The organism is Glaciimonas sp. GNP009, assembly GCF_054343755.1.
In genome coordinates this window covers 5,371,516-5,391,346 of record NZ_JBTGUV010000004.1, presented here as the reverse complement: position 1 = coordinate 5,391,346, position 19,831 = coordinate 5,371,516, and the positions used below count along the sequence as shown (strand labels likewise).

General features: G+C 50.2%; 11 protein-coding genes and 1 pseudogene. 10 read left to right on the top strand and 2 right to left on the bottom strand.

The window, feature by feature from the left end; all coding sequences use genetic code 11:
* From ACXX82_RS24675 to ACXX82_RS24655, 5 genes and pseudogenes are all read left to right on the top strand, one after another.
* Positions 1 to 294 (top strand): annotated as a pseudogene (locus ACXX82_RS24675) (hypothetical protein); the annotation flags it as partial.
* A gap of 564 nt (positions 295 to 858) precedes the next feature.
* Positions 859 to 1,296, top strand: a complete 438-nt coding sequence (locus ACXX82_RS24670; protein ID WP_458563941.1) for a CZB domain-containing protein — start codon at positions 859 to 861, stop codon at positions 1,294 to 1,296.
* 913 nt (positions 1,297 to 2,209) lie between these two features.
* A complete protein-coding gene (locus ACXX82_RS24665; RefSeq protein WP_458563940.1) occupies positions 2,210 to 4,576 on the top strand; it encodes a DEAD/DEAH box helicase in 2,367 nt (788 codons plus the stop codon).
* A 261-nt stretch (positions 4,577 to 4,837) separates the two neighbouring features.
* Positions 4,838 to 7,339, top strand: a complete 2,502-nt coding sequence (locus tag ACXX82_RS24660) for a DEAD/DEAH box helicase (RefSeq protein ID WP_458563939.1) — start codon at positions 4,838 to 4,840, stop codon at positions 7,337 to 7,339.
* A 412-nt stretch (positions 7,340 to 7,751) separates the two neighbouring features.
* The gene (locus ACXX82_RS24655) at positions 7,752 to 9,182 is read left to right on the top strand and encodes an NCS2 family permease (RefSeq protein WP_458563938.1); all 1,431 of its coding nucleotides are present in this window, start codon (positions 7,752 to 7,754) and stop codon (positions 9,180 to 9,182) included.
* Positions 9,183 to 9,704: 522 nt separating this feature from the next.
* Here ACXX82_RS24655 and ACXX82_RS24650 read toward each other — a convergent pair.
* Entirely contained in the window at positions 9,705 to 14,192 is a 4,488-nt protein-coding gene (locus ACXX82_RS24650) for a DEAD/DEAH box helicase (protein ID WP_458563937.1), read from the bottom strand.
* Positions 14,193 to 14,544: 352 nt separating this feature from the next.
* Here ACXX82_RS24650 and queE point away from each other — a divergent pair, with 352 nt between their 5' ends.
* The 4 genes from queE to ldcA all read left to right on the top strand — a co-directional run bounded on the left by queE (position 14,545) and on the right by ldcA (position 17,430).
* Positions 14,545 to 15,180 carry a 7-carboxy-7-deazaguanine synthase gene (gene queE / locus ACXX82_RS24645; protein ID WP_322239239.1) on the top strand — a complete coding sequence of 212 codons (636 nt, stop codon included), beginning with the start codon at positions 14,545 to 14,547 and terminating at the stop codon, positions 15,178 to 15,180.
* 165 nt (positions 15,181 to 15,345) lie between these two features.
* Positions 15,346 to 15,795 carry a 6-carboxytetrahydropterin synthase QueD gene (gene queD / locus ACXX82_RS24640; protein WP_322239237.1) on the top strand — a complete coding sequence of 150 codons (450 nt, stop codon included), beginning with the start codon at positions 15,346 to 15,348 and terminating at the stop codon, positions 15,793 to 15,795.
* 139 nt (positions 15,796 to 15,934) lie between these two features.
* Entirely contained in the window at positions 15,935 to 16,444 is a 510-nt protein-coding gene (gene tadA, locus ACXX82_RS24635; protein ID WP_322239235.1) for a tRNA adenosine(34) deaminase TadA, read from the top strand.
* Between the two features lie 53 nt (positions 16,445 to 16,497).
* A complete protein-coding gene (gene ldcA, locus ACXX82_RS24630) occupies positions 16,498 to 17,430 on the top strand; it encodes a muramoyltetrapeptide carboxypeptidase (RefSeq protein ID WP_458564055.1) in 933 nt (310 codons plus the stop codon).
* On the opposite strand, the gene ACXX82_RS24625 is transcribed toward ldcA, so the two are convergent.
* Entirely contained in the window at positions 17,417 to 18,334 is a 918-nt protein-coding gene (locus ACXX82_RS24625; protein ID WP_322239231.1) for an aldose 1-epimerase, read from the bottom strand. The two genes, ldcA and ACXX82_RS24625, sit on opposite strands and share 14 nt — an antisense overlap.
* Before the next feature lie 361 nt (positions 18,335 to 18,695).
* Here ACXX82_RS24625 and ACXX82_RS24620 point away from each other — a divergent pair, with 361 nt between their 5' ends.
* Positions 18,696 to 19,664 (top strand): ABC transporter substrate-binding protein, encoded by a 969-nt coding sequence (locus ACXX82_RS24620; RefSeq protein WP_458563936.1) that lies wholly within the window; start codon positions 18,696 to 18,698, stop codon positions 19,662 to 19,664.
* Positions 19,665 to 19,831 lie beyond the last annotated feature (167 nt).

Here is a 19,831-nt window from a genome sequence, read left to right as displayed (position 1 = left end):
AACACCCAACACCCAACACCCAACACCCAACACCCAACACCCAACACCCAACACCCAACACCCAACACCCAACACCCAACACCCAACACCCAACACCCAACACCCAACACCCTCTCAACGTTTAATCTTGAGATTTCCGGACGCCGTGCCCGACCAAGAGACGCCGCTAGTCGATTACCTCCTCTTTGTTGTCTTAACGCTCTTTTTTTTGACGTTGATCAGCGTATTTCCGCTACTTCTCTTCCGTTGCTACCGACGCAGGATAATCGGCAGCAATGGGTACAGTTCGAATAGTCATGTAAATCCGAAAAAATATGATATTTACAATAAAAATGTGGGATTACTAACCGTACTTCAGGTAAGTGATGATAATAAGAGGCCTTCAATTCACCCCTAATTTTATATGTCGCATGTGCCCCACTGATCAAGATTGTCGGCCACACTTCACAGTGTGTAGTCACCGAACTATCAAATCTCACATCTGATTCCCATCAATGCAAACATTCTCACTTAAGTAAATAGCCATAATTGTGATCAATGACGAACCATTTCGTTTGACCAATTTCTAATATCTCGCTTAACTAGATAATCTTCTTTTATTCGACGTTATTCATTACAAAACTGTGTTCCAGCATTACCATCCGGTTCAAATTAAACAGGTGATATTCGACCATGACATATTTGCAGGCAGTCGTTGGAAAGCTTTCAGAGGCCCACGTCTTTTGGGTGATGCACTTCAGAGACTAAAAATTCTGCGTGGCGATGTTGCAGCCGAAGACTTCAGGTTATGGCGATGTGGCAAATGAATTGCTGCAATATCTTTGATTATCAATAAACGAAAAACAGGGAGTGTCATGCATGTTGAAATTTTTTAAAAATATCTTTGGGGCGGATAGCAACTCAAAGCAGAACGGACCAAATGAAGTGTCCGAAATTCAGCTTAAGACTATTCGTGAGTTGAATGTTAGCGCCGCGATTGCGGCGCATGAAAACTGGAAAATTAGGTTAGATACTTATCTCGCGGGAAAATCTAGCGAGGATCTGCGTCCGGAAGTTATTTGTTTCGATAATCGCTGCGACTTGGGAAAGTGGTTACACGGATCTGCACGTGAGCAGCTAGGAAAATACGCGTCGTTTCAGCAACTTGTTGCGGAACATAAAAATTTCCATTATCACGCGTCCAATGTCGTCAGCCTGAATCAATCAGGGAAAAAAGAAGAGGCGCAGAAGTTGCTCACAAATGGATTTCAGCAGTCCAGCGAAAGGGTTATTCGACTACTCGGCGATATCGCATAATCGGCATATAGAAAAACCATTGCGCTCAGCCTCGGCGATTGTATCTATCTCAAATGCGTCGCGGCTTTGCGCTTTTCATATGGCAATAAGACGGTTAAACAGTACAACTCCAAGTTTGAGTGTAAGGATCGGTTAGATGTACGATTTTACAGAATGAATAATTTCGGTCATGTCGCAATAAGCACCATACTAAACTTGCGACGATGCGCAATAATCCCTTATAGTTAACAAAGCGGGATAACCGAAATAATGTATCTAAACCCGACTGTTTGATTCCGACTGATTCATCACTTTTTTATTGAATGAATCTAACGTCGGGAATAAATATGCAATTGAATTTAACGCTACCACAATATTCTTTTGACCATCCTATCGGGCGCTCATGCCTTTTTCTGAGGCCTTTTTTTCGGGCTATCTGTATTACTCAAATATGACTCAGATTTTTTGATCAGACTTTTTGGTCTGAATTCCCCCGGCAATGGTCATCCACTTATTGATGAAGCCTTGTTACGGGCCAGGTGTTTTGATGAAATTATATAATAAGGTCGCCATCGTCACTGGTGCACAACGCGGCATTGGCCTCGCTATTGCGCAGAGATTCATGCGTGAAGCGCATACGTTATTATTGCTGACATCGTTGATGCAACAGAGCAGGTTTCCAAGTTGCCGGAGCACAGGAAACATAAAATGCGTTTTGTATTAAGCTGGTGTATGGACAAGGCGTGGGGCCACATTCACACCAATCAACATTTTTTCCAGACCTGCGTTACTATTTTATCGGCGAGAGCGGCTGAAGTTATCTTACGTACAAGTAGGATACCTAGCGTCAATAAGCCCCGATGACCCTACAACAGAGTAAACTACGCATCACATTGTTTCGCATAGTGCGATTCGAGCAAACCTGCGAGTTATCATGTCAGAAACACCTATTCCCTTATTCGCCGATTTGAATCTCAGTGAGCCGCTGTTACGCGTACTGAAAGAAGTCGGATATGAGTCTCCGTCCCCGATTCAGGCAGCCACCATCCCGATTCTTTTAGCGAATCGCGACGTGTTGGGTCAAGCACAAACCGGGACGGGAAAGACCGCCGCCTTCGCTCTTCCGATTCTGTCCCGCATTGATATCAAACAAACAACCCCGCAGGCGCTTGTCTTAGCGCCGACGCGTGAACTCGCAATTCAGGTTGCAGAAGCCTTTCAACGATACGCCGCCCATATTCCCGGTTTTCACGTTTTGCCTATTTATGGTGGCCAAAGTTATGAGCCGCAGTTAAGAGCTTTACGCCGTGGTGTGCACGTGGTGGTCGGTACGCCAGGTCGCGTGATTGATCATTTGGATAAAAATACGCTGGATTTGTCGCAGCTGAAAACCTTGGTGCTGGATGAGGCCGATGAAATGCTGCGCATGGGATTTATCGACGATGTCGAGAATATTCTTCAGAAAACGCCAGATACACGTCAGACAGCATTGTTCTCCGCAACGATGCCATCGGTCATCCGACGTATCGCAAAAACGTATTTGCGCGACCCATCTGAAATCGCAATTGCAGCAAAAACTGGCACTGCTGACAACATTCGTCAACGCTATTGGTTGGTAAGCGGCATGCAAAAACTAGAAGCGCTCACTCGCATTCTAGAGGCCGAAACGTTTGATGGCATGATCATTTTTTCGCGCACAAAATTGGGTACCGAAGAATTGGCCAGCAAGTTGCAAGCGCGTGGATTTTCTGCGGCCGCAATTAACGGCGACATCCAACAAGCACAACGCGAACGCACCATCCAACAGCTAAAGGATGGGCGCATTGATATTCTGGTCGCCACCGATGTCGCAGCGCGTGGTCTCGATGTCGAGCGTATCAGTCACGTCGTCAACTACGATGTGCCGCACGATCCGGAAAGCTACACCCACCGGGTGGGGCGCACCGGTCGCGCCGGTCGTAGCGGCGAGGCAATTTTATTTATTACACCACGTGAGAAAAGTCTTCTAAAAGCGATCGAACGGGCGACACGCCAACCCATTGAGCCGTTAATATTGCCAAGCATTCAAGCTGTCAATGATGTCCGTATTGCGAAGTTTAAAAGTCAGATAGGCGAGATGTTGAGTCTTGGTGACTTGGAGCAATTCCGCGCCATCATCGAAGAATATGAACGTGAAAACAACGTTCCTGCCATCGAAATCGCTGCCGCGCTCGCAAAAATGGCGCGTGGCAATGTACCGCTATTGCTGGATAAAAATCAGCGTGAAGCGTCGCCTACTTCGTCCTGGTCGGACGAGCGGTCTTCTCATGCAGGCAAATTTGATCGTCCCGAACGTGGTGAAAGAGCAGAGCGTGCAGAAAGATTCGATCGCAATGATCGCTCGGATCGGAATGAGCGTCCGGCAGCCCCAAGGAAAGAGCGTGTTGATCGCGCAGCAGATGTCGGCATGCAAACCTTCCGCATAGAAGTCGGCCATACGCACGGCGTCAAGCCTGGCAATATCGTTGGCGCGATTGCTAACGAAGCGGGGATCGATTCAAAAAATATTGGACGCATCGAAATATTCGATAACTATAGCGTGCTGGATTTGCCGAACGACATGCCTGCTGAACTGCTTGAACATCTCAAAACTGTATGGGTAGCAGGTCAGCAATTACGTATAAGTGCTGATGGTGCGACGGCCAGTGCTGGACATAAATCTGCTACATCGCCAGCGTCGGCGACATCGAAGGCAGCTTTTTCCCCCAGCAATCCGAGAGAAAATAGTGCCTCGCCGTCCGATAAGTTTGAACGTAAGGAACGTTCTGAATCACCGGACCATGCTGCGAGATCTGAGTTTCCAAAAAAAGAACGCAATGATCGTAAACCTGATGCCGGTATGGAGCGCTTCCGTATTGAGGTCGGAAATGAACACGGTGTGAAGGCTGGCAATATTGTGGGCGCTATCGCCAACGAAGCTAGTCTGGATTCCAAATATATTGGCCGCATCGAAATATTTGATGATCACAGCACGCTCGATTTGCCAGAAGGTATGCCAAAAGAACTGCTCGAACATTTAAAAACTGTCTGGGTGGCAGGGCAGCAACTACGTATTAGTCACGCTGGTGAGCGTTCGCAAGCATCCGAAAAATTTGCGGGCAACAGCAAATCTTTTGCTTCTCCAAAAATGGGAGGCGACAGACGCGTGGGTGAGAAACAAAGCGATAAACCACCGTTCAAAAATAAAAACGATTTTAACAACCGTTCTGACGCTGCAAAAACAAAACCTAAGCCACATCGCAAAGGTCCTAAACCGGCCTGATGTAACCAGACTGATTTAGTTCGGGTAACGTAATGCGCGTGATGGGCATTTTTGCGAAAGTGCTCCGAGTGAATTGGTCGCCATTTGCTGGTGAAGCCTGTACAACAGTGATGGCTGCTATCTGAATCTCGTGATCGTTTAATCAATGATCACGAGATTGTTATTTGTCAATCCGACGCGTGATTGGGGTCCTTTATCACTAGCTTTAACGCTTTGATACATTGTTCATACTGCCTCTTCTTCTGCTCAGATAGATGATCCATGCTCCCGAATAATGCTCCCGTATCGATGGGTCATTTCCGCCCACGACTGACGCTGCAAACTTTAAGCCGTGGTGACGGTCTTTTAGGGATGAAACCATCTGGTCCATTTGGCCCCCGTGGCGGGCTAGTGACGGTCGTGCGTATCATGTGGACTTATACCAATGATGAGGGCTTGTATTGGGAAACCCCTGCGCCAATCGCGCTATTAAATCGACGCCCTTCATCATCGCAATACGCCGAGGATGCATTAGGGCAACGCGTGTTGACACGCAATTTTGATGCAGAAGCTGACGCATTGGATCGCGTGTGGGATGTCGGTTTGCACCCGCTCCCCAGCGAAAATTTGCAGTGGCGCACGGCTAGCGACGGGCAAGAGTTCGCCTCACTTTGGACGCTTGTACAAGAAGGTTTTTTTGGTGATTTCTGGGCCGACCAGTTGCCGATGTTGCAAGCGGAAGGTTGGTCGGTGGTAGTGCATCCAGGCTTTGCGCACGAAAGCGTGGCGGTGGATGCGTGGCATCTCACTGTCAGCACGGAAACCGGCGAAATACGCAATAAGGAAGTGATTTCGCGCATGCGGAACCGGCCTCAGGCTTTAACAGCATTAAGTCAACCTTCCGGTGAATCGTGGATGTTGACGCTAGGTATAGAGATTGACGGAGAAATACTGGACCTGACACCGTTACTAGCGAATTTATTGCAACGTGATGCACGCTGGCTTGACGCCAGAAGACTGGCGTTGATTGATGACGATGCAGTGATCCTGCTACGTACGCCAAACGGAAAGCGGATTGCGGCGGAGGCCGCGCCGCTTAAGGTAATTGTAGGAAGCATGCTGGAGTTGCTGACCGATCCGGATCGTAAGGATGGTCCGCTACAACTGTCATCCTGGGATGCTTATCGTCTCGAAGCGATGCGTCTACATCTGATGAATACGCAGGCGCAACGCGCAGGCAAGCACGGCGCCTGGCAATTACGTGGAGACGTCGGATTACGCGAGTTGGCGCAACGATTGCAACAATCGTCTGGCCCACAACCGATTGAGGCACCATCCGGCTTGGGTGTCACTTTGCGGCCGTATCAGTTACATGGTGTGGCGTGGTTGCAATATCTGCGCGCGCAAAATTTGGCTGGCATCCTGGCGGATGACATGGGCTTGGGGAAGACCGCTCAGGCGCTTGCTCATCTACTGATAGAACAGCAATCTGGTCGACTGGATCGTCCAGTATTGATTGTCCTGCCCACCTCGCTCGTCTTTAATTGGCAATCTGAAGCAAAACGCATGGCACCAAGTCTGCGTGTTATGACGTTGCAAGGGCCAAACAGAAAGCAGGATTTTTTTCGCATAGCAGATCATGATGTCGTCCTGACGACATATCCTTTGCTGTGGCGTGACCGAACCATCCTCGAAGCGCAAGATTTTTACATGCTGATCTTGGATGAAGCACAGACCGTTAAGAATGCCGCAGCCCGCAGTGCGAACGCCGTGCGCCGGATAAAGGCGCGTCATCGTCTCTGCATTACAGGCACACCGTTGGAAAACCATCTCGGTGAGTTATGGACGCAATTCGATTTTTTGATGCCCGGTTTTTTAGGAGATGCGCGCAGTTTTATGCGCTTATGGCGCAAGCCAATTGAAGTAAGCGGTGAAACGTTGCGGGCACAGTTATTGGCGCAACGGATACGGCCTTTTATCCTGCGACGACGCAAGGATGAAGTCGCCACTGAGTTACCCGCCAAGATCGAAGTGATCAAACGTTTGCAATTACAAGGCCAGCAGCGCGCGCTTTATGAAAGTGTGCGTGTGGCCGCTGACGAGCATGTGCGGCGTATATTAAAGCGCAAGGGATTTTCTGGAGGACAAATCACCATCCTCGACGCATTACTCAAACTACGACAAGTATGTTGTGATCCATATTTACTAAAGGGAATACAACACGCCAAAACAATGGAACGCGCCAAGTTAGAAATGCTGCGCGACATGCTGCCGTCGCTGGTCGCCGAAGGTCGTCGCATTCTGGTATTTTCTCAATTTACTGAATTACTCGGCATGCTCGAAGCTGAGCTCAAGCTATTGGGAATCCCTTGGCTTGCCCTGACCGGCAAGACGCCGCCAGCAAAGCGTGGTGCATTAGTCGCGCAATTTCAAAGTAAAACCGTACCGATTTTGTTGATTAGTCTAAAGGCTGGCGGCGTCGGTTTGAACTTGACCGCCGCAGACACCGTTATTCACATGGACCCATGGTGGAATCCGGCTGTTGAAGAGCAGGCTACGGCCCGCGCGCATCGTATTGGGCAAGAGCACGTGGTATTCGTCTACAAACTGGTGATCGAAGGCAGTATCGAAGAAAGAATTTTAGATTTACAAGTTCGCAAAGCAGCGCTGGCCGAAGGAGTGCTGGGCAGCGACGGCGCATTGGCACAGAAATTTAATACGGAAGATCTGCAATTTTTGTTAGCGCCGTTGCATTCGGCCACGGGAGCCGGCAGCAGCTCTTAATTAGCGAGAAAAGTGATCGACGTTTGTTGAAAAAATAACGCATTAATGAAGTGCTAATTGGGTCATTTTGCTTTCTCTACCAATTTTTTCTCCCTTGCTCTAGCGCTAAAAACCAATATTTATCATTGATAAATGATCTGCTTTGGTTCTGGCGTGGGCATAATTTATTGCTCGTTATAACGTTCCCGCATATCCAAAAGCAAATGGCGGTTATTTACCTATCATGATGGGTCCGATACTTTTCATACCATAAGCTGTATTTGTGGGAAATATTCACACATTCCATACTAAGAGCGGGCTAGGACCGAGGTATTGCTTCTCGATTCGGGTGCGTTCAAAAACATAACACGAGACACCCTGAAGACGATTGCACGCATATTGCCTCAGAGGATAATAAAGGAGTAGCTTGATCATGATGGAACCACAACTTCAGTCCCCGCCGACAGGTAGTTTTAAAGCTTCCGGTCTTGATGCCGCTGGCATTGACCCAGCTATCGGGGTTGTACCCGAAACAGGAACCGGCAGGATAGACAAATACTTTCAAATCACTGCACGCGGCAGTACGCAGCGTCGTGAAATTATTGCCGGGGTCACCACCTTTTTAGCAATGGTCTACTCGGTGTTCGTTGTGCCGGATATGCTGGGCAAGGCCGGGTTTGATGTTAGCGCCGTATTTGTCGCCGTATGTCTGACTACCGCCTTTGGTTCTCTAATAATGGGTTTCTGGGCGCGTTTGCCTATCGCGGTTGGTTGTGCGATTTCGTTGACGGCATTCACTGCGTTTGGCTTGGTGCTCGGCAAAGGCATAACGCCAGCTGTCGCTCTTGGTGCAGTCTTTCTGACTGGTTTGGTCTTTACGGCTATTTCAGTGACCGGCGTGCGTTCATGGATTCTGCAAAATTTGCCTGCCGGTGTCGCCCACGGAACGGGTGTCGGTATCGGTTTGTTCTTGCTATTGATTGCGTCAAACGACGTAGGTTTAGTAGTTAAAAATGCCGGTCCTGGATTGCCAGTGGCACTTGGCCACATCACCTCTTTTCCAGTCGTGATGAGCATCGTTGGACTGGCGGCTATCTTCGGTCTTGAACGTCGGCGTGTGCCAGGCGGTATTTTACTAGTCGTCATTGTCATATCAATCATCGGATTAATATTTGATCCAGCCGTTAAATTTGCGGGTGTGTTTGCATGGCCAGCGCTTAGCTCTCCGGGTCACGCCTCATTGATCGGCGCGATGGATATCAAAGGCGCGCTGAGCATGACAGTATTGCCGAGCGTGCTGGCGTTGGTCATGACTGCAGTGTTCGATGCCACGGGTACCATTCGTGCGGTGGCCGGACAGGCTGGACAAGTCAGTGAAAACGGCTACATTCTCAACGGTGGTCGTGCACTGACAGCAGACTCACTCAGTTCAATATTTGCTGGCTTTGTCGGTGGTGCACCTGCTGCTGCGTATATTGAATCCACCGTCGGCACAGCCGCTGGCGCTAGAACCGGTCTTACTGCAGTGGTGGTCGGCTTGCTGTTTCTCGGGGTTATCTTCTTCTCGCCATTGGCTGGCCTGGTGCCTTCCTACGCCACTGCGCCCGCATTGATGTACGTCGGATTATTGATGCTTGGCAGTGTCAGCAAGATGCATATGGAGGATACGGTCGATGCGATGGCTGGACTAGTTTGTGCCGTATTCATTGTCCTGACATGCAATATCGTAACGGGCATTATGCTCGGCTTCTGTACCTTGGTAATCGGCCGCATTGTTTCAGGCGAGTACCGCAAGCTAACATTCGGCACAGTCGCCATCGCGATCGTTCTGGCAGTATTTTATGGCGGTGGCTGGGCAATTTAACAGCGGTGCAAGGTTGTCATCGGGTACCGCCGTTGCCTTGCGTATTCGACTAAAAATTGGGCATGTCGCGTCGCTGGCGGCTGCCTGATCTCAGTGATCGTTTCGTCCAGAGTGAAAGTGGGACGCGCAATATCGCAGCGAAATACCACGCGGGCCTAACCGCAAGTTGCCATGTGAAAATGCTGATCAGGCAAATAATCACATCCCGTAATTGCTATGCTGGTGCGGATAAGTCTGCAATTATTGCACCATATTAATTTCTTTAGGGAAATATAAAATATTCCAATGTCATCGACGTGGATGAGCGCCAACTCTGTATGAATGTAATAGTTTGTAAAGAGGCATCATCGATTGTTTGTGAAACGGTATATTGAATCTGTCTCCTCCAATACCTCCTAAGGTTTGGATTCAGCCCGCAGCCGAAAGGTCATGCGGGCTTTTTTTAGGCCAACGCCAACGCGGTGTTATTTCTTTTGGGAAGCGTCTAGGAACTTGCCTTTAGATGACGCGCAATGACGAAGGTTAATGAAGACCTGTTAACGCTTTACGGATAGGCTCCTGGTCGCCTGACTCAAGCGCAATGAGATAGCTTATTTTTCCCGCAATCACCGTTGCAACAGGCAGTCCGTCCCGGAATAGCACGCGGTTAGCGCTCAATGCAGGGACTTTTTCGCCGGGCAGCATGGCTCCGCAGAGGTTAAGAGGGTCGACGCCAGAGATGCAAATCAGATCACCGGAACCAGGCCGCCGACGCACATCACGGAGCAGTGGAATGGCCTCCGGTAAGGCGAATTGTTCGCCCGATAAACCGCCGACAAAACGGCCGCCCCGTAGTTCTCCCCGCGCTTCAAGACGATGGAAGATGGGGAGCAAATCACGCCATGGCGGCAACCAATTGGCTTCGCGTTCAAGTAACCGCCAGAAAACAACCCCATAGCGCCGCAATAACACCATAGCAATGTGTTCCAGCACCAATGGATCGATTCGTGGTTTTCTGCCCGAAATGGTTGTTGGTGTCATATTAAGGTTTGGGTCTCGGTCTGGATCGCGGTCTGGGTCGATATTTGAGGCAATAGGGCGCACCAAAGCCCAACGCCCAGCCTCGTCCATAGTTGTCATAGGCCAGCCCCGATGACGGCGGCGGGAATGTTCGGCGCGTTTCGCTGTTGGCACTAACAATGCCCGTAATCCTGCAAAACTGTCAGCATTGATCAGGCCAGCGGAAACTAATTCACCAAGTGCATTTTCCAACTCTGTTGGCAGCAAACGTGTATCAGTGAGTAGTTCATCGAAGAACATTGCGCCATGGCGTAGCAACGCCATGTGGACACGTTCTGAGCGCGGTGATATTTCGGGTTGCTCATTGGTAGGTTGAAGCGCATTCCAGATACGCAAATGGCGACGTTGCAGAAGTGCGATTGGGGTACTACGCAGCGGACCGGCCCCAGCGCGTAACGGCGCTGCAATACGGGTCCACACCACCTTGCCACTACGACATAAATCATCTAGCAACTGCGGGGAATAGTCGCTCAATCGTGCTGGAAGGATCGCGCTTTCCCAGCCTGCCGCAGCCCCTTCAAATCCTTCCAATTGGGCGATAACGGATGACAACGCATTTGGTCCTTTTAATTGTGTATCTGGTGTTAAATGCTGCCAATCGAACAGAAATCGCATGAAATCCTGGCGTTCGACCGGTTCAATTTCCCGTCGCAAACGCTTGATTGTGTACCGATGGATACGCGCCAACAGGTGCCGTTCACACCATTCTTCCTCGGCGATGCCGGGTGTAAAGCGCCCGCGCATGACATAACCTTCTGACTCAAGCCGAACCAGCCCGGAGGTAAGGGTCATCGCTGGTAATCCGACGGTCTGCGTTAGCTCCGCTAGCAATTGCGGCCCGAAACCAGAAAGCCGCGCTCTCAGAATCTCAACAATTGCCTCATCGCGGTTCCAGTTGCGCTCCCCATCACTGTGCGCTTTTTGCCGGTTGAATAAGGGCGGGGTGGAAACTGCTTGCGGGTAAGCCGCCTGAAAACAAGCGATGCGTTCCAGTGGAATCCAAATACCGTCGGTAGCGTCCGGGTAAATTGACATAAGTGTTGCACGTCCGCTCAGCGCCAACGATTGCAGCCAGTCCCTCCAGCCTTCATACCGCCTTGCCTCGGTGTTGGTAACGAACGAGAGGCTCATCAGTGCTTCGTGCATTTCGTCACCATCTCGTACGCGTGGCCATGCTTCTTCGACGACGCTTGCGATGGCGTCAACATCCAGTGCGCTCATATCGTCAACCGAAGTAGGATCGGTCCATCGACGACTTTGTACGGCTTGAGTGCGGCGTTCTTCTAATGGTGCATCATCAAGAAAAGCGTAAGGCCTTGCATTCAGTATCTCCATGGCCAGCGGCGATGGCGTTGGCAAGTCGCGGGCAATGAGCGTCACATCACCTTGCTCAATACGGCGTAGCAGTGCAATCCAGCCGACGGTGTCCATCGCGTCATGCAGACAATCGTCGATGGTTTGCATCACCAATGGATGATTGGGTAGTTCACGTTCGCCAACCACATTCTCAAGGCATGCTGCCTGATCAGGGAATACGGCGGCTAACAGATCGTCGCTTTTCATCCGCTGCAATTGTGGCGCGACTTTACGGCCGCCGCTATAGCGTGGCAGCGCCAGTGCAACCGTCGCGTTCCAGCGCCAACGCACATTGAATAGCGGTGCATCCAGCAGCGCCTGAATCAATACGTGTTCGGCATTGCCGGACTTTAAATAGCGCCAGACTTCATCCAGGGCAAAGCTCTGGCTGGTTGAAAGTGATAAAACGATGGCATCTTCGGTGGCTGCGGCCTGTAATTCGAAGTTGAAGGTGCGGCAGAAACGCTTGCGTAGCGCCAACCCCCAAGCGCGGTTAATGCGACTGCCAAACGGTGAATGCAGCACTAGTTGCATACCGCCCGATTCATCGAAGAAACGCTCCATCACCAGCGTATCTTGCGTTGGAAGTGCGCCTAATGCAGCGCGGGCAGGCGCGAGATAATCGACGATCTGGCGCGCCGAACTATCGTCAAGGCCGACTTGTTCAACCAGCCAGTCAATAGCCGCCGACAGAGTGGGCGTCTCCCCGCTAAATGTGACCGTACTGTCGGAATCGGCATCCTTGACGTTATGTAGCCGCAGAATGCCAGTTGTGCTCGATAGAAGCTGATCAACTCTGGCGCGCAAACGTGCGACCCCGACCGACAGTTCATCGCTTCGTCCGGGTGCTTCGCCGAGCCAGAAAGGGATGCTCGGCGGCATGCCATGCGCATCCTCAACCCTAACCCGTCCGGTTTCAACCTTCAGAATCCGGTAAGACGTATTGCCTAATTGGAAAATATCGCCCGCGATGCTTTCGACCGCAAAATCTTCGTGCACCGTCCCAATCGGATGTCCCTGCGGTTCCAGCAATACAGTGTAATCTGCATTATCGGGTATCGTACCGCCGGATGTGACAGCCGTCAGCTTCGCGCCTCTTCGCCCCCGCAATGTGCCAGCGACGGTGTCGCGGTGCAGATAGGCACCACGGACACCATTTCGCCCCGTATAGCCTTCAGTCAGCATGCGAAGGATCGCGTCGTATTGCCCGCGCGCCAGTGCTGCATAAGGTTCAGCACGCCGAACCAGCGCGAACAATTCATCTTCGGTCCACTCCTGACAAGCCACCTCGGCAACAATTTGCTGGGCCAGAACATCTAGCGGGGCGTTTGGAATGTGGAGCAAATCGAGTTCGTCGCGCCGTATGCAATCCAACAGCGCCGCGCATTCAATCAAGTCATCCCGTGATGTCGGAAACAGGCGGCCTTTGGGCATGCCGCCAACCTGATGCCCTGAACGCCCGACACGTTGTAAAACGGCCGCGATGCTGCGAGGTGAACCAACCTGACAAACCAGATCAACATCACCGATATCGATACCCAGCTCCAGCGACGCGGTGGCGATCAACACGCGCAGGTCGCCGCGTTTAAGCCGTTGTTCAGCATCTAAACGATATTCCTTGGCAAGGCTTCCGTGATGCGCGGCGACCGCGCTGGTTCCCAGACGTTCAGCCAAATGGCGGGCGGCACGCTCAGCCATGCGCCGCGTGTTGACGAATACCAGCGTCGTGCGATGCATGGAGACCAGTTCTGCCATTCGGTCATAAACCCGTTCCCATACGTCATTGGCCATGACGGCTTCGAGCGGAACGGGTGGCAATTCAATCGCCAGATCGCGTCGACGGATGTGGCCGACATCGACGATAGCGCAGTCGTTGACCATTGTTTCAGTGCCATCGTCGTAACGTCCCACCAGAAATCGCGCAACTGCATCCAGTGGTTTTTGCGTCGCGGACAAGCCAATCCGGGTGGGACGCTGTTCGCAAAGCGCATCAAGCCGCGCCAGACTTAGCGCCAGATGACTGCCGCGCTTGCTGCCAGCAACTGCATGAATCTCATCAACAATGACCGTCCGTGTGCCAGCCAACATCGCCCGACCACTATCGGAACATAACAGGACGTATAAGGATTCCGGCGTGGTGACGAGAATATGCGGTGCGCGTTTGCGCATTGCCAGTCGTTCGGCAGTGGTCGTGTCGCCAGTGCGCACAGCGGCTCGTATGCCGTGGTCGGGCAAGCCCATCTGCGCCAGTTCGCGCGCAATGCCTTCTAGCGGTGCATCGAGATTAATACGGATATCATTAGACAACGCTTTCAGTGGAGAAACATAAATCACTGAAGTCACATCCGGCAGGATGCCATTGCGCAATACACTCTCTTTTACCAGCGCGTCTATCGCCGCCAAAAAAGCCGTCAGGGTTTTGCCGGATCCGGTCGGTGCCGCGACCAAGGTAGGACGACCGCTGCGAATTAACGGCCACGCGAGCTGCTGCGCTTCCGTGGCACTCTTAAAAGTGCTGCGGAACCAAGCCGAGACAGCAGGATGAAAATCCTCCCACATATTAACGGTAGCGGTGGCGGTGCATGGGGTAGCCATGGAATATTATAGGCTGGGCTGTGGATTTTGCTTTGCACACTTAATCAACCCATCCTAACTGCTGAGCTCAATCGTGGTTTTCCCTATCGTGCTTTCAGTGGGGCTCCTCAAGTTTTGCCGGGCTGGCTTGCATTCTAAGGCGATTTTCCGCATTTTGCGATCAGGACTTTATTTGGTTGAAATGATTGCCTTATTGATCACTTAATTGATTCGATATAATAGAAATCGTATTCGATAAATGAGTGTCAGTTTTATATCGTCATTCTGACTAAAGTCGGTCACAGCAGGAAATACCATTTTGTACGTTAAAATGCTAGGTTGATTTCATTTTCAGTTATTTGTGAGAAGCACCGTGACATACAGCATCAAAGAAATTTTTTATACACTGCAAGGCGAGGGCACGCACGCCGGACGCCCCGCGGTATTTTGTCGCTTTAGCGGTTGCAATTTGTGGACCGGACGCGAGGAAGATCGCAGCAAAGCCATTTGCCAGTTTTGTGACACCGATTTTGTCGGGACGGACGGGGAAGGCGGCGGCAAATTCAAGACTGCTGACGCACTGGCCAGTACGATCAACGCGTTGTGGCCGGAATCGTATACCGCCAGCAAATTTGTCGTCTTCACCGGCGGCGAGCCTCTTTTACAACTGGACGCTGCATTGATCGACAGCATGCACGCGGCCGGTTTTGAAATCGCCATCGAAACCAACGGAACAATCGACGTGCCAGCCGGTGTGGACTGGATCTGCGTCAGCCCAAAAATGGGATCGGTGCTTAAAGTCCACAAAGGAAATGAGCTCAAAGTCGTCATTCCCCAACTCGGACAAGCGCTGGCGACATATGAAACGCTTGATTTCGATCATTTCTATTTGCAGGCGATGGATGGTCCGTTGTTGGCGGATAATCTGCAACGCGCAATTGAAACCTGCAAGCGCAATCCGAAGTGGAAATTGAGCTTGCAAACGCACAAACTTTTACAGATTCCCTAAACTCATACCATTGGCGTCTTTAAGCCTTTGTACTGCTTCTGAAGTCTGCCTTGCAAAGTTCCATTGCTAAGCTGTGATTCAATACTGTCCTTAAAGCGCTTCGGGTTTGATGATTTGGACTCGTTTTAGATCAAATAGTTGATCAGTATTAATTGAAAATGAATTATGTTAACCATTACTCGCAAATTAGAGTTCGATGCCGGTCATCGCATCCCCGATCACAAAAGCCAATGCCGCAACTTGCATGGCCATCGTTATACGCTTGAAATTACGTTGGTCGGTGCCATTATTGAAGTCGAGGGAAGCTCCGACAATGGCATGATTATGGACTTTTCGGATATCAAGACGCTGGCTAAACAGCATCTGGTTGATGTCTGGGACCATGCATTTCTGGTCTATGAAAAAGACACCGTCGTGCGCGCTTTTTTGGCGACTTTGCCAGACCACAAGACAGTGATCATTGATCGTATTCCGACTGTCGAAAATCTTGCCCGCGCTGCCTATGACATCCTCAAAGCTGCGTATAAAGATCATTACGGTACAGGTTTGCATTTGCAAAAATTGGTATTGCACGAAACACCCAATTGCTGGGCTGAGATTTCTGAAGATCGTTGATTAATACGCCTTGAGGTCAGTTACCGGACCTTCAACTCAAGCGCGCAAAGTTCATTTATATGAGTGAATGGTCAGCGCAACGGTTGCGCAATTCTCTTCGTTTCCATGCATTATTAGTTGTTCTGATAAATTTCACCGTATGGATAATCTTTCTCATCCAATAGACGCCGCTTCAACCGATGACATTTTCATGCGGCAAGCAATAGCGCAAGCACATAACGCTTGGGCATTGGGTGAAGTGCCGGTCGGCGCAGTCGTGGTGAAAGATGGCGTTATTATCGCCTCCGGATTTAACCATCCGATAGGCAATCATGACCCAACTGCGCATGCCGAAATAATGGCGCTGCGGGCTGCCGCGACGTTACTTGGCAATTATCGTCTACCCGGTTGTGAACTCTATGTCACACTGGAACCCTGCCTGATGTGCGCAGGCGCAATGATGCACGCGCGCCTCTCACGCGTGATTTATGGCGCTAGCGATCCAAAGACTGGCGCTGGCGGTTCTGTGCTCAACGTCTTTGAGCAAGAAAGGCTGAACCATCACACCGCGTTAACCGGTGGTGTCCTATCCGACGAATGTGGCACACTGCTTAAACAGTTTTTTTCCGAGCGTCGTCTGGCGCAAAAAAATCAACCTGAATTATTGTAAAACGTTTCCAGGACGCATCAGTGGATCTAGAAAATTCCGATTTGCCAGCCGATTTGCAAACACCAGAGCTTGCGCTATTTGCCAAAAAAGTTGGCGTTGCGTTGATCGCGCCAAGCGGTTATGCGCTGGATCAGCAGGTGCTTGGGCGTGGCATTCTGGCTCTGCAACAACAAGGTTGCGTCGTTTATAACTACTACGACGGGACGCAGAAATATCAGCGATTTGGCGGCACCGAAGCAGGGCGGTTGGCACAAATATACGCAGCGATTGATAATCCACAAGTGCAAATTGTCATGGCAGTACGCGGCAGTTACGGCATGTCGCGCTTGTTACCGTTGTTAGATTTTGAGCGGATCGCAGCAAGTAAAAAGCTCTTCGTCGGCCATAGCGATTTCACTGCTTTCAGTCTGGCCCTGTTGGCGCAAACCGGATTGCAAAGCTTTGCCGGACCGATGTTATTTAGTGACTTTGGTGACGTGGAACTGAGTCAATTCACCATGTCTCATTTCTGGCAAAGCCTGCGTCAAGCAGAGCAAACGCTCGATGTGGAGACCAACGGAAATCCAGACCTTGATGTCACCGGCACTTTGTGGGGTGGCAATCTGGCGATGATCAATCACCTTATCGGAACGGCCTATTTGCCGCAAGTTGATGGTGGCATTTTATTTCTTGAAGATATCGGTGAGCATCCGTATCGCATCGAACGGATGATCTTACAACTTCAATACGCCGGAATTGCAGAGCGCCAACAGGCGATAGTGCTGGGCGATTTTTCACATTATCGCTTGGCGGCCCACGACAACGGCTACGATTTTGATGCCATGTTGGCCTATTTGCGTTCGAACATATCTGTTCCAATTTTGACCGGCTTGCCATTCGGTCATGTGCGCGATAAAGTCACGCTGCCGATTGGCGGTCAGGCAAGGCTGATTTCCGGACCAGCCGGATTTCAGCTCAGGATCTACAGTACGCTTACATTACGCTGACCTGAAAATGGGTCTTCATCGAGAGAGTTTGTCCACGTGCTAGCGTGACCAAACCTGGTTTTCCGGTTACGTGGAATGCATTAATTGGATGCGTAATTGGTTCGAAGCAAAAATAGTCATGCTTCGGTGGCCGATACATCAAACTATAGCTACTACAGTTATCCATTGTCACTGACAGTTCCAGCCCTCGGTCAGGGTAGCTAATCAGCGCCTTTCCATCCCATCCCGTAAAGCAATTATCAATCAATGGTCCTTCCAATGCGGCTGGATGATTATAATTCCAGGTCTGTGGAAAGGCCTTCGTGTGAGCAGTCGGGATCTGATCGCTATCCGAAAGCCACACGCCATCGGCCCGCGAACTAAATCGCGTCGCCTCATTTCGTGGAAAGTAGGGATGTAATCCGAGGCCGTAAGGTAAGGATTCGGCTCCCAAATGGGTTACTAATAACGCTATCGATAGCCCATCGTCCGTTAACGTCAAAGTCTGGCTGCAACGATAACTGTGTGGATTGCCATCAAAGCAATCCGATTTTAGCGTCAATTGAATACTGTTTGGGGTTCGGTTGGCAACCCGCCATTTTTGCAGCCACGCATCCCCGTGAATCGGATATGGCTCGCCCGCGCGGTTTTCAAGAACTGGATAGTGCCGTCCTTGATGGGTGAACCCGCCATCAGTAATCCGATTCGACCATGGAACCAGCGGAAAACAGGCCATGGCATAGCGATCCTTTGAGGTTCCATCCCATGACCGCAAAAGAGGACTCCATTGTTCTTTCAACTTCCAATCCCATGCAGCAATACTTCCACCCAAGGTCGGTAGAACTTGCAACCGTTGTGTCGCCGATTGGAGTTCAACTACGCGGATGGCAGAAGAGGTCGTTCCTGATGGTTTCGGGTTTATCATATATTTAATATTGGAATAGTATTCTGATAGGTTTATGCAATGATCTTAATCGACTATAAAGCTTTCAATGATGAAATAATTCGAATAAGCAATACTCAAATCTCTTAAATAAATATTAAAAAAATAACTATTCGATGTTGAATTTGATTCAATACCTAAATGGTTATCGCTTACAGCAAAAAATTCATTGGATAAATATCAATCTTTCTTCTAGGATATGAAGTGGTTTGGAACAATCAGAACAGCGAATTGTTGCAAGGCGAAGCATTGCGGAATCAAAGAACAGTAAAACAAACATCGGCGCGTTATGCGTCGCATGATCCGCAAACAGCGTGTTAAACCAGCTCCAAGGAGAAGACAAATGAAATTAACCAGCAAAAAAATATTAGCGTCCGCATTATTTTTAGGACTAGGTTTTGGGATTGCATCGAGTGCATTCGCAGACAAATCACTAGTAATGGGTTTTGCGCAGGTAGGCGCTGAAAGTGAATGGCGCACCGCCAATACGGCGTCGATCAAAGACGCCGCGGGCAAAGCCGGTGTCACGCTTAAATTCTCGGATGCACAGCAAAAGCAAGAAAACCAGATCAAAGCAATCCGCTCCTACATCGCCCAAAAAGTGGATGTAATTGCATTTTCTCCAGTAGTGGAATCAGGATGGGACACTGTCCTAAAAGAAGCCAAAAGCGCAAAAATTCCAGTTATCCTCACGGATCGCGCGGTCAACGTCACAGATAAATCGCTTTATGTCACCTTTATTGGTTCTGACTTTGTTGAAGAAGGACACCGTGCTGGTCGCTGGTTGCTAGAGCGCGCCAAGACCATGCCAGCCGGTGATATCAATATCGTTGAATTGCAAGGCACGGTAGGGTCTGCACCGGCGATTGACCGCAAAGCCGGTTTCGAGCAAGAGATCGCCACGAATCCACGTCTCAAAATTATCCGCTCGCAAACAGGTGATTTCACGCGTGCCAAAGGCAAGGAAGTGATGGAAGCTTTCCTTAAAGCTGAAGGCAAGAAAATCAATGTCTTGTACGCGCATAACGACGATATGGCGATTGGAGCAATTCAGGCAATCGAAGAAGCCGGTCTTAAACCAGGTAAAGACATCCTCATCATTTCGGTGGATGGTGTGAAAGGCGCATTCGAAGCCATGATGGCGGGTAAGTTGAACGTCACCGTCGAATGCAGTCCATTGCTGGGACCACAATTGATGCAAGTTGCCAAAGACATCGTTGCTGGTAAATCAGTGCCAAAACGGATCACCACGGTGGAGGGCGTGTTCCCAGCCGAAATCGCTGCTAAAGAGTTTCCAAACCGTAAGTATTGACACTAAACGGTTGGCGCTACATCACGAGCAACCACGAGCGACAATGATTGACGCCTAGTCCAGGACCGGAGCAAACTTAGTGCACGACCTTAGCGTTTGCTCCCGATTTGCAAAACAGAATCGGAGTAGACGCAAGTGTGCAAAGGGCGACGGTTCTGACGCTCAGT

What these genes read in the sequence shown, in the direction of transcription:
- ACXX82_RS24670 (WP_458563941.1), top strand. Translation starts at nt 859, where the DNA reads ATGTTGAAATTTTTTAAAAATATCTTTGGGGCGGATAGCAACTCAAAG.
- ACXX82_RS24665 (WP_458563940.1), top strand. Translation starts at nt 2,210, where the DNA reads ATGTCAGAAACACCTATTCCCTTATTCGCCGATTTGAATCTCAGTGAG.
- ACXX82_RS24660 (WP_458563939.1), top strand. Translation starts at nt 4,838, where the DNA reads ATGCTCCCGAATAATGCTCCCGTATCGATGGGTCATTTCCGCCCACGA.
- ACXX82_RS24655 (WP_458563938.1), top strand. Translation starts at nt 7,752, where the DNA reads ATGATGGAACCACAACTTCAGTCCCCGCCGACAGGTAGTTTTAAAGCT.
- ACXX82_RS24650 (WP_458563937.1), bottom strand. Translation starts at nt 14,192, where the DNA reads ATGGCTACCCCATGCACCGCCACCGCTACCGTTAATATGTGGGAGGAT.
- queD (WP_322239237.1), top strand. Translation starts at nt 15,346, where the DNA reads ATGTTAACCATTACTCGCAAATTAGAGTTCGATGCCGGTCATCGCATC.
- tadA (WP_322239235.1), top strand. Translation starts at nt 15,935, where the DNA reads ATGGATAATCTTTCTCATCCAATAGACGCCGCTTCAACCGATGACATT.
- ACXX82_RS24625 (WP_322239231.1), bottom strand. Translation starts at nt 18,334, where the DNA reads ATGATAAACCCGAAACCATCAGGAACGACCTCTTCTGCCATCCGCGTA.
- ACXX82_RS24620 (WP_458563936.1), top strand. Translation starts at nt 18,696, where the DNA reads ATGAAATTAACCAGCAAAAAAATATTAGCGTCCGCATTATTTTTAGGA.